We start from the raw sequence: 10,498 nt of genomic DNA, 5'->3' as shown, positions 1-10,498 counted from the left end.
ATCGCGTCGCTTCACGCTCTGGCATTTTGCCGGCGCGGGTCATTTATCCGGCAAACCTGTCTGGTCTTGCGCCATTGGTCGTTTTGCACGGAATTTCGCGCAATGCCGCCACGTTGGTGGATTTGTTCCGCCCCGCCGCTGCGCACAGCGGGCGTGCGATTGTCGTGCCACATTTCAGCGCAAAAAGCTGGCCCCACTTTCAGCGGCCCTGCCGTGCCGCGCGGCCGGATCAGGCGCTGTTGGCCTTGCTGGTGCATTTGGCTACCGTTGACCCTGCTTTTGCGGGGCCGGTTGATCTGTGCGGCCATTCGGGGGGCGCGCAACTGGCCCATCGGTTTGCCATGCTTTACCCGCACAAGGTCGGGCAACTCAACATTGCCGCAGCGGGTTGGTATTGCCTGCCTGATACCCGCGTGGCCTATCCTTACGGGCTTGGCGATGATGGCGGGGAGGGTGGCCTGCTCTGGGCACGGCGTTACGCCCATGGGCTGCCGGCCTTTCTGCGTCTTGGGGTGCAGGTGTTTGTTGGTACAGATGACGTCGCACGTGACGACAGCCTGCGCCAGACCCCGGACCTTGACCAACTGCAAGGGCAAACGCGGTTGGCCCGTGCAGAAACCTATGTCAGCCGTTTTCGCGCCGCAGCCTTGGCGCGAGGTATCAAGCCAGCAATCACCCTGACGCGTTTGCCCGGTGTAGCGCACGACGTGGAACAGGCCATCCAACAAGGCGGCCTGGCCGAACGCGTGACCGCGCCCGGCACCTTTGGCTATGCGCAGGCCAGCTAAAAATTTTCTGACACACCCAAACAGGATTTTCCCAATGAACACGATCCCTCTTGCTGCTTTGTCCGATGCGAAATGGACCTTTTCAACCCGACGTGTCGATCGCGCCCTTGTCGCGGGCATGAATACCGATTTTGCCGCAGCGCGTGCGGGCGATCTGATCCTTGCGCAGGTCGCAACCCTGGGTCAGCACCGCCGGGTGCAGTTAAGCTCGGGCCGGCCCTCTTTTATCTATCCGGGCGATATGGTGGTGCTGGCCTGTGGTGCGCGTTATGCGCCCGACCAATTTGAAGGGCTGGCCGAAATTGACCCCGATGGCGCGGATTTGCTGGCCGGTGGCGGCTGTATCGGCCGGATGACAGCCCGGAACCAGCGGGTCAAGTCCGCCACACGGCTATTGCCGATGGGCCGTTTGCTGGATGCCGCAGGCGTGCCGGTGAACCTTGCGCGGTTTGCCTTGCCGGCATCGGATCGGGCGGATGATATTCCGGTGATTTTTGTGATCGGCACGGCGATGAATTCGGGCAAGACGTTGGCAACCGCCCAACTGGCGCTGGGCCTGCGGCGCGCCGGCTACCGGGTGGCCGCGCTCAAGGGGACGGGGACAGGTGCCTTTGGGGATTTCAACGAATATGCAGACACAGGCGCTCATGTGGTTGCCGATTTTACCGATGCGGGCATGGTGACGACCTATCAAGAGCCGCTGGCGCGGGTCAAGGCGGGGCTGAACTGTCTGCTGGGGCACGCTGCCGAACAGGGGTGTGACATCGCGGTAATGGAAATCGCCGACGGGCTGTTTCAGCGCGAAACCGGTGCGCTGGTGGCCGACCCCTGGTTCCGCGCGCGGTTGTCGGGCCTGGTCTTTGCCTGCGGCGATGCGGTAGCGGCCGCGGGCGGTGTGGCTGAACTGGCGCGCCATGGCCTGCGCCCGGATGTGCTGACCGGAATCCTCAGCTGTTCACCCATGGCCGTGGCCGAGGCGGTGACGGCGACTGGCGTCATGGTGCTGCGCAAAGATGATCTGGCCGATCCGGCAGAGGCAAATGTTTTTGCCCTGCGCGCGCTGTCGGGTGATCGGCGGGCTGCGTGATGGTGATGCCGCCGCTTCTTGATCGCAATCGCGGGCGGGGCCTTGCGGCTGTCGCGATATTTTCCTTGGTTCAGGGCGCTGCGGCGGGCGCCGCGGCTTTTGCGACGCGGGGGTTGTTTGCGGCCATGCATGAGGGTGCGACACTGCCGGTCACCGGGCTGGTCGTGCTGGTGGCAGCTGGTGCCTTCATCGCGGTTACGCGGGTTGCGGCACGGCAATGGGGTGAACGGATCGGGCAGGATTACGCCCGCGAGATCCGCCGCGCCCTGTTTACCCATGCCGCGCACATGCCGGCCCGCGCTGTCGCGCAACGGCGGTCGGGCTATATGTCGCTGCGGTTCGTGGGCGATATGGGAGCCTTTCGCAACTGGTTGGGCCGTGGGTTGCCGACGCTGGTATCCGGGGTGGTTTTGGTGCCTGTGACTCTGATGGTGCTGTGGCTCCTCAGCCCGGCTTTCGCCTTTGTCGTTGCGCCTGTCCTGGGGTTGACGTTGGTTCTGATCACCTTGGGGGGGTTGCGGCTGGTGCCGCTGCAACGGCGCTTGCGCGTGCGGCGGGCACGCATTGCCGCCGACATGGCCGAACGGATGCCGCTGGCGCCCTACCTGGACCGTTTGGGCCGCCGGGGCAAAGAACTGGCGCAACTGGACAGGCGCACCGATGCCATGATCAGCGCGGCGCTTCAGCACCGTTGCAACGCCGAAACAATCAAGGCGCTGCCGGATGTGGCGGTCGGGATTGCGGCGGCGCTGGTTGTTCTTGCCGGGGTTCGGGCCGGGTTGGATACCGGGCGCGTGGCGGCGGCGCTGGCGGCGTTGGGCCTGCTGGTGTCACCGCTGCGTGATCTTGGCAGCGTGTGGAACGACCGCGCGGCCTATCGTGCTGCAGTTGTGAAGGCCAACGCGGTTCTGATTCGTCCGGGGCGCCGCCTTTACCGGAAGGGTAAATCATTTCCCAAGGGGGTGATTGATGTGGTATTCAGGGATGTCTTGCTACCATCGGGGCATGTGCTGAACGCCACTGTTGCGCCACGCAGCAACTTTTGCCTGTCACTTGGCGAATGGGACGCAGAGGCCGTGATGGACATGCTATTGGGGCTGGATGCACCGGCCGAAGGCCAGATATTGTTGTCAGGTGTGGATTTGTGCGACCTAAGTCAAGGAAGCCTGCGCCGCGGGGTGCTGCGCGTGGGGGCAACACAAGAAATTCTGCAAGGATCATTGCGCCGCGTGTTGCTGCTTGGCGTGACAGATCGCCCCGATGATGCGGCGCTTGATGTTCTTGCGCGCGAAGGAGGGCTTGGCGCATTGCTGGACAGGCTTGGTGGGTTGGACGGCACAGTCTGGGAAGGCGGCAGGAACCTGACGCGGCGGGAACGACAGTGCATCAGTCTGGTGCGGATGCGTTTGTTCCGCCCGCGCCTCATATTGGTCGGCAGCGATTGCGATCTTTCCCAAAGTCCCCAGTTTCGGCGGTATGTCAAACGCCGTGGCGCAACGGTCATCCGGGCATCCGAACTGGTGCAGGCGATGCCATCGGCGGCCTGACGGGCCGGGGTGGTTGCGGCTAGAGACGTCCGGGTGATCTGCATCTGCGCACTGCGAATGCGCAGGATGTCAATATAGCCTGCCACAAATGCACCGTTGGTTACGGTGACAAGATATATAGATGGCTGATCACCAAACAGGGCGCCATTGACACAAGCCAGAACAAGTTTGGCGGGGGCCAGAGCGACCAGCAGTGCATGGAATCCGAGGTGTGATATGCCCCGTCGATGTATAAAGTCGTGCAACAGAACGGCAAAAAGCGTATTTTCTGGTCAAACCCGGTGTCTTTTGTGTCGTCAACGCGGCGTTTGGGTCGGTGCGTGGCGCAGGCATGGCCGAAAGCCGCCCGGCCTGTAACTCCGGCGTGCATTCTTCGCGCGAACTGAGGCCGGACGAGCTGAACAACAGCTATGTGGATGATGAACTGACCGGCACGATCTTTATCGTCGGCGGGCCAGCACAAATTGCCGCCCGCCGTCTTGTGGTTTAGTCGTCAATGCTGACTGGCAGGGTAGCGATATAGTTCATCAGGCTGATGCGGTCCTGCACGGAAAACGCGCGGGTGTTAATCATGGCTGCCCCGGGATGAGCGTTGGCGATCTTGTTATACACTTCGTCGGGTAATTCTGCCGCTTCGGTGCCAACGAAATTATGTTCGTCATCTTCGCCCCAATCCATCGCGCGCCCGTCAAAGCCGTGGCAGGCGGCGCAGGTGGTCTGGAAAATAGCGCGCCCACGTTCAAAATCTCCCGAACCGGGAATAACCCGTCGTGTCTCCATGTTGATGAAGGCCCGCATGTCGGTCAAACCTTGGCTGACAAAGGTTGCGACGCGCAGCATTTCGTCGTCGGTGATCATCTCTTGCGTGTAGGGGTGGTTCGCGTCTCGCAGCGTGCGAAAAATTGTTTCCGCAGGATACCCACGTGCGCCCATGATGCCGGGAATGCCGGTGAAATGGCTGCCTTGGCGATAGATGCCTTCCGCGCCCAGATAGTCCCAGCCGTGACATTCCTTGCAGCGCCACGTGGCTTCGCCTTCTTGCTGGGCGCTGGCGGGATAGGCAGGGTTGGTGCCTTCGGGCGGGTCACGATCAAGCGCTTCCCACCAGTTGTCATAGATCCGCCCACCGGCAGCAAGGATCCATTCCAAAGATGGCAGTTGTGGCGCACCATGCACAAATTCCTGTTGCGCCGGTCCGTGTTCTTGCGGCTCGACCGAGACTTGCGCAGATGCAGCGCCGGTGAACAGTGTCACGGAAATGGCAATCGCGGCGCTGCTAAATAATATTTTTTGTTTCATGGTGGTCGTCTCCTCATCCTCACCTTTTTCGTCATAAAAATCCATCGAAAGCCATCAGCCCATATTGACCAAGACCAACGCAGGGCCATGCCTGATAACAGCTTTCTTTCTTGCAGCATGGGGTGGCAACGCTAAACTGGGCGGTAATTGCCCATAAACCGCGCAATGCGACTTTGGTTTAGGGGCACAGAAGGCATTGGCGCATGAAAAATTCGACTCAGCAAATGTCGCGGACGAAGCGCGTGCAGGGCAAGCTGGAACGGCTGACCTATGTCATGGCAGTTATTCAACTGGTTTGTGGCCTTGGCTTTGGAGTGGATCTGATCCTAGAGTTTCCCGATCCACGCGTCTGGGCCTATCTTGGACCAGAGGCGCTGATCCATCTTTTATCTGAATTGTTAATCATGCTGCTGCTTTTAATCGGCTTTGGTATTGCCCGACAGATACAGCGGTATTTAGAGTTGCAAAGCGATTCAATGGCGCGGGATCTGCGGTCTTTGCGGGGCGATTTCGACAGTATCTTGCATCGCCAGTTCGAGAGCTGGCAGTTGACCGCAGCGCAGCGTGATGTCGCGCTTTTGTGTCTGCGGGGCCTGCGCATATCCGACATTGCGGCGATACGCGGATCGGCCGAGGGCACCGTCAAGGCCCACTTCAGCGCGATATTCCGTGCCGCGAATGTGCGCACCAGAAGCGAATTCGTCGCCCTTTTTATGGAAGAGTTCATTGAACATGGAACCATCAAAGACCATGAAAAAGGCGGAATGGTTCCAGCTGCAAGCTGATACGCAAGTCATGGCAAACGCAAAGGGCCGGCGGCGCGATGGGCAACGACACCGGTCAAGATCTTGTCCTGCATGGCAGGGCATTGTGATGGCTCAGTGAAAATCACGCGATTTTGGCATGATCCGCACATCGCGGGGGTGTCGGTGGGTGCCGGCGGGCAGTGGCTTGCGCAGTTCATCCGCGCGGGCAAGCGGAACATCCATATGATCGTTTGACAGCCGGTCCAATGCGTCGCTGCGATCTTGCAGGTGGTGGGCGACAACATGGATCACATCGTCGCTGCGCTGGACGACGCCGCGCACATCCAGCAATCGGGCCTGCATGACAGGTTTGCGAAAGGCCGCCATCATCTTGGGCCAGATCACCAGATTGGCGTGGCCGGTTTCATCCTCTAGTGTGATGAAACAGACCCCCTTGGCACTGCCGGGGCGCTGGCGGATCAGGACAAGCCCGGCGATGGCAATGTTTTGACCCTGGTGCATCCGGGTCAGATCGGCGGCGGCGCGATAGCCTTGGCGGGCCATGCTGTTGCGCAGAAACGCCATCGGATGCGCCCGCAGTGACAGCCGCAAGGTCTGATAATCCGCGACCACATGTTCGCATATGGGCATTGGGGGCAGCGGAAACATTGCCTCTTGGCCTTCGTCACGGGTCTGCCGGAACAGTGGCAGATCTGGCGCATCGCGCAGCGCGCGGGTATCCCACAAGGCCTGCCTGCGGTCGCGCGCCATGGACCGGAACGTATCGGCAGCGGCCAGCTTGCGCATGGTGCCTGCATCAAGGCCCGCACGGGTTTTCAGATCTTGCATATCGGCAAAAGGCGCATAACGCGCCGCCATGATGCGCAACGCGGCTTTCTGGCCGACGCCATCCACCTGGCGCAACCCCAGACGCATGGCGAAGATACCCGCGCCTTTGGGTTCCAGTGTATTGTCCCAATCGCTATAGTTCACATCGGCGGCGCGTATTTCCACGCCATGCGCGCGGGCATCCCGCACGATCTGGGCCGGGGCGTAAAACCCCATGGGCTGAGAATTCAGCAGGGCTGTGCAAAAGACATCGGGGTAATGGCATTTGATCCAGCAGGAAATATAAACCAGCAGGGCAAAGCTGGCCGCATGGCTTTCGGGAAAGCCGTATTCGCCGAAACCCTTGATCTGGTCAAAACAGCGGCGGGCAAAATCGGGGTCATAGCCGCGCGCGACCATGCGCCCCACCATCTTGTCCTGCAATGCCGCGATGGTGCCGCGCGACCGGAAGGTGGCCATCGCCTTGCGCAACTCGTTTGCCTCGGCAGGGCTGAACCTTGCGGCGTCAATCGCGATTTTCATCGCCTGTTCCTGAAAGATCGGCACCCCCAACGTCCGGCCAAGGATTTTCTTCAGCTCATCAGGGTCGTGGGCAGGGCCTGGGGCTGGATAATCCACCTTTTCCTGCCCGCTGCGGCGGCGCAGATAGGGATGCACCATATCGCCCTGAATGGGGCCGGGGCGGACAATGGCGACCTGAATGACCAGATCGTAAAATTCACGCGGTTTCAGGCGGGGCAGCATGTTCATCTGTGCGCGGCTTTCCACCTGAAATGTGCCAAGGCTGTCGCCCTTGCACAACATGTCATAAACGGCCGGATCTTCCTGCGGGACGCTGGCCAGATCAAACCGTTTGCCGTGATGTGCCGCGATCAGGTCAAAGGCCTTGCGGATACAGCTCAGCATCCCAAGCGCCAGCACGTCGATCTTGAGAATGCGCAAGGCGTCGATATCATCCTTGTCCCATTCGATGAAACTGCGGTCCTTCATCGCGCCATTGCCGATCGGCACGGTCCGGGTCAGTGGCGTTTCCGTCAGGATGAAGCCGCCCACATGCTGCGACAGATGGCGCGGCATCCCGATCATCATGTCTGCCAGCTTGATCGTGCGGGCAATCAGCGGGTCACGCAGGTCCAGCCCCGCCTCGGCGGCGTGCTGCGCACCTACCTCGCGGCCCCAACTGCCCCAGATCGTCTTGGCCAGTGCGGTGGTCACATCCTGCGACAGGCCCATGACCTTGCCGACCTCGCGCACCGCCATGCGCGGGCGATAGTGGATCACCGTGGCGCATAGCCCCGCCCGGTCACGCCCGTATTTCGCATAAATATGCTGGATCACCTCTTCGCGGCGTTCATGTTCGAAATCGACGTCGATGTCGGGCGGTTCGGTCCGTTCTTCGGAAATGAACCGTTCGAACAGCAGATCGCTTTTTTCGGGGTCAACGGCCGTGATCCCCAGCACATAGCACACCGCCGAATTGGCCGCCGACCCGCGCCCCTGACACAGGATCGGCGGGGTTACGGTGTGGCGGGCATATTGGATGATGTCATGGACGGTCAGGAAATAGCGGGCGATATCCAGCTTGCCGATTAGCGCCAGTTCCTTGTGCAGGATCTTGCGGGTCTTGTCGGGGATGCCGTCGGGATAGCGGTCCGCTGCCCCGCGCCAGGTCAGTTCGGTCAGGTAATCCTGTGGTTCGCGCCCTTGGGGGATGCTTTCGCGGGGGTATTCATAGGACAGGTCGCGCAAGTCGAATGTGCAGGCGTCAGCGACAGCGCGGGTGGCGTGGATCGCATGCGGCCACTGGGCAAACAGCCGCACCATCTGGGCGGGGGATTTCAGGTGGCGTTCGGCGTTTGCCGCCAGCAGGAAACCGGCCTTGGTGATGGTCGTCTTGTGGCGGATGCAGGTCATCACGTCCTGCAAGGGTCTGCGTTCGGGCGCGTGGTAATGCACGTCATTTGTCGCAAGGATCGCCATGCCATGCGCACGCGCCAGCCGGTCAAGCCGGTTGATCCGGGCGCGGTCATCCCCGCGATACAGATAACTGGCCGCGATATGGCGCAGGCCGGGCAGGGCGCGCGCCAGTGCGGGCAGGTCTGCGGCAAAGCGGTCAAGGTCATCGCCCGGCAGCGCGATCAGCTGCACACCTTCCGCATGGGCGGCAAGTGCGTCCAGCGTCAGATCGCACGCGCCCTTGGCCTGCCATGCGCCATCCGTATCGCGCATCTTGCCCTGCGACAGCAGCGTGCAAAGCCGGCCATAGGCATCGCGGTTTGTGGGATAGGCCAGAAACGCAGCCCCGGTGACCAGCAGGATACGGCACCCGATAACAGGACGCAGGCAGGCTTTGATTGCCGCGCTGTGCAGGCGCACCACGCCAGCCATGGTGTTCAGATCGGCAATGCCGATGGCATCATGGCCCTGCGCGGATGCGGTCGCCACCAGATCAACAGCGTCAGAGGCCCCATGCAGAAATGAAAAGCAGCTTGTGACCCCCAATTCGACAAAATCGGCGCGCGGATTGGGGGTGAAACCGTCGGCGTTCAGGGTGCGCCTTGGGTGCTGGTGGTCATTCTGGGGCATCAGCCAAACATCCCATGCACAAACCAGCGGGGATCGGCCCCGCGCCCATCCCCGTGCAGGCCCTCGCGGTAAAGCCACAGGCGCTTGCCGCTGTGATCCTCGATCTTGAAGTAATCGCGCAGCCGTGTGCCAGGGCGGTCTGTCCACCATTCCGGCGCGATCCGTTCGGGGCCGGCATAGCGGGCCACCTGATGCGTCTGCCGTCGCCAGATGAATTGCGCCGGCGGGCCTTCGGGAACGGCATAGATGACGCGCACCTCTTCTGGCGGGGACAGCAGGCGAAGGGGGCGGTCCTGATCCCGAACGGATAGCAACGGCGCAGCTGTGCCCAGCACATCACCGCGCGTTTCGGCGCGTTCTGGGATGTGGCTGCCGTAGTGGCGGGGTGCGATCACGGCCCGCGCCCCCAGCCGCGCCACCAGCCGGTCGATCAGCAAGGGCAGATGCAGATCATCCTGCCCCTTGCCATCCAGCCCGACCTGCACCGTTTGCACAGGCTCGACCACGCCCGCATCCAGCGTGATCAGATCAAAGCCAAAGCCGGGGTTGATCCGTTCAAGTTTGTCATTGAACAGGCCGCGCAGATGGGCGGGGTCGTGGCTGGCGGCGGCGGCGGTGGCGTCAAGCGTGCTGATCTGGCCATCGGTGCGATAGACTGTCAGCCGCAGGCGGCGACAGCCAAGCCCGTGCTGCGTCAGCTGCGCGCACAGATCGGTGCAAAGCGCCGCCAGATAGGCGGTGGGATCTTGCACCGGTTCGGGCAAACGGGTCTGCGCCCTGATCCGGGGCGGGGCCGCAGGGCTGGCGACAGGCTCGGCCAGATTGCCCATCGCCTGATCCAGCCGCATCAGCGGATTGGCTGCCAAGGGTGCGCGCACGAACCGCCGGGTCAGCGACAGGCGCGGAACCGCCGCCAGCGCACCGATGGTTTTCAGCCCAAGACGGCGCAGCAGCAACAGCGTTTCCCCCCCAAGCCGCAATCCGGCGACGGGCAAGGGGGCCAGCCGTGCCGCGATCTGGTCGGGCGGGCAGATGGCCCGCACCGGGCCATATCGGGCCAGCGCCCATGCCGCCCCCCATGTGGGGGCGATGGCCAGTTGCGTTGTCAGGCCAAGCAGGGAAAGCCGGGTTTCCATGTCGATCAGCATCGCCGCTTCGCCACCCCACAGATGATCCGCGCCGGTGGTATCAAGGATCAGGCCATCCGGCCCGTCCATAACCGTCCACGGGCACCAGCGCCGCGCCCAAAGCATCAGCCGTTCCAGCGCCACCCTGTCGCCCGCGACATCGGCATACTCCACGCGCAGATCGGGGCAGATCGCCTTGACATCGACAACCCGCGCGCCTGCGGTGATGCCTGCCAGCCGCGCGGCGCGATTGCCGGTATGGACGACCGGGCCATGCGGCCCTTCGGTGGCCAGCACCACGGCAATGTCATCGGGCGGTGCGGCGCTCTGCCGTTCCATCACCCGTTGCCATCGGTCCATCGCGAAATGGGGCAGCGAAATCGACACGATCCGCCGCGCGGTCATAGGTGGCGATCCATGTGCCGGGCGGCTGTCCGCGCGACCGGAACAATTCCGCCTGCCAGCGGGA

General features: G+C 62.3%; 9 protein-coding genes. 6 read left to right on the top strand and 3 right to left on the bottom strand.

Annotated features, from left to right (window positions below):
* The 5 genes from IBX59_RS14095 to IBX59_RS14080 all read left to right on the top strand — a co-directional run.
* A partial coding sequence (locus tag IBX59_RS14095; protein WP_296376670.1) for an alpha/beta hydrolase occupies positions 1 to 788 on the top strand: 788 nt, incomplete at its 5' end.
* 34 nt (positions 789 to 822) lie between these two features.
* Positions 823 to 1,875: a hypothetical protein gene (locus tag IBX59_RS14090; protein WP_296376667.1), complete on the top strand. Its 1,053-nt coding sequence runs from the start codon at positions 823 to 825 to the stop codon at positions 1,873 to 1,875.
* Positions 1,875 to 3,422 (top strand): ABC transporter ATP-binding protein, encoded by a 1,548-nt coding sequence (locus IBX59_RS14085; RefSeq protein ID WP_296376672.1) that lies wholly within the window; start codon positions 1,875 to 1,877, stop codon positions 3,420 to 3,422. Before IBX59_RS14090 ends, IBX59_RS14085 begins: the two co-directional genes overlap by 1 nt.
* A 38-nt stretch (positions 3,423 to 3,460) precedes the next feature.
* Complete coding sequence (locus IBX59_RS15180) at positions 3,461 to 3,637, top strand: hypothetical protein (protein WP_367119390.1); 177 nt, start codon at positions 3,461 to 3,463, stop codon at positions 3,635 to 3,637.
* 116 nt (positions 3,638 to 3,753) lie between these two features.
* Positions 3,754 to 3,912 carry a hypothetical protein gene (locus tag IBX59_RS14080; protein ID WP_296376665.1) on the top strand — a complete coding sequence of 53 codons (159 nt, stop codon included), beginning with the start codon at positions 3,754 to 3,756 and terminating at the stop codon, positions 3,910 to 3,912.
* Here IBX59_RS14080 and IBX59_RS14075 read toward each other — a convergent pair.
* Positions 3,909 to 4,721 (bottom strand): cytochrome c, encoded by an 813-nt coding sequence (locus IBX59_RS14075; RefSeq protein WP_296376663.1) that lies wholly within the window; start codon positions 4,719 to 4,721, stop codon positions 3,909 to 3,911. The two genes, IBX59_RS14080 and IBX59_RS14075, sit on opposite strands and share 4 nt — an antisense overlap.
* A gap of 242 nt (positions 4,722 to 4,963) precedes the next feature.
* Between IBX59_RS14075 and IBX59_RS14070 the strand changes: the two genes are divergently transcribed.
* The gene (locus tag IBX59_RS14070; RefSeq protein WP_296376661.1) at positions 4,964 to 5,506 is read left to right on the top strand and encodes a helix-turn-helix transcriptional regulator; all 543 of its coding nucleotides are present in this window, start codon (positions 4,964 to 4,966) and stop codon (positions 5,504 to 5,506) included.
* A 93-nt stretch (positions 5,507 to 5,599) separates the two neighbouring features.
* Here the strand turns inward: IBX59_RS14070 and IBX59_RS14065 are convergent, their stop codons facing one another.
* Both IBX59_RS14065 and IBX59_RS14060 read right to left on the bottom strand, forming a co-directional pair.
* Positions 5,600 to 8,902: an error-prone DNA polymerase gene (locus IBX59_RS14065; protein WP_296376659.1), complete on the bottom strand. Its 3,303-nt coding sequence runs from the start codon at positions 8,900 to 8,902 to the stop codon at positions 5,600 to 5,602.
* On the bottom strand, positions 8,902 to 10,368 hold the full coding sequence (locus IBX59_RS14060; RefSeq protein ID WP_296376657.1) for a DNA polymerase Y family protein: 1,467 nt from the start codon (positions 10,366 to 10,368) through the stop codon (positions 8,902 to 8,904). The genes IBX59_RS14065 and IBX59_RS14060 overlap by 1 nt, the downstream gene beginning before the upstream one ends.
* Positions 10,369 to 10,498 lie beyond the last annotated feature (130 nt).

Source organism: Yoonia sp. (genome assembly GCF_014859355.1).
Taxonomy (GTDB): Bacteria; Pseudomonadota; Alphaproteobacteria; order Rhodobacterales; family Rhodobacteraceae; genus Yoonia.
This window is presented reverse-complemented; position numbering and strand designations above follow the sequence as displayed.

Coding starts and splice junctions, on each gene's coding strand:
- IBX59_RS14075 (WP_296376663.1), bottom strand. CDS start 4,721: ATGAAACAAAAAATATTATTTAGCAGCGCCGCGATTGCCATTTCCGTG.
- IBX59_RS14065 (WP_296376659.1), bottom strand. CDS start 8,902: ATGCCCCAGAATGACCACCAGCACCCAAGGCGCACCCTGAACGCCGAC.
- IBX59_RS14085 (WP_296376672.1), top strand. CDS start 1,875: ATGGTGATGCCGCCGCTTCTTGATCGCAATCGCGGGCGGGGCCTTGCG.
- IBX59_RS14080 (WP_296376665.1), top strand. CDS start 3,754: ATGGCCGAAAGCCGCCCGGCCTGTAACTCCGGCGTGCATTCTTCGCGC.
- IBX59_RS14090 (WP_296376667.1), top strand. CDS start 823: ATGAACACGATCCCTCTTGCTGCTTTGTCCGATGCGAAATGGACCTTT.
- IBX59_RS14060 (WP_296376657.1), bottom strand. CDS start 10,368: ATGGAACGGCAGAGCGCCGCACCGCCCGATGACATTGCCGTGGTGCTG.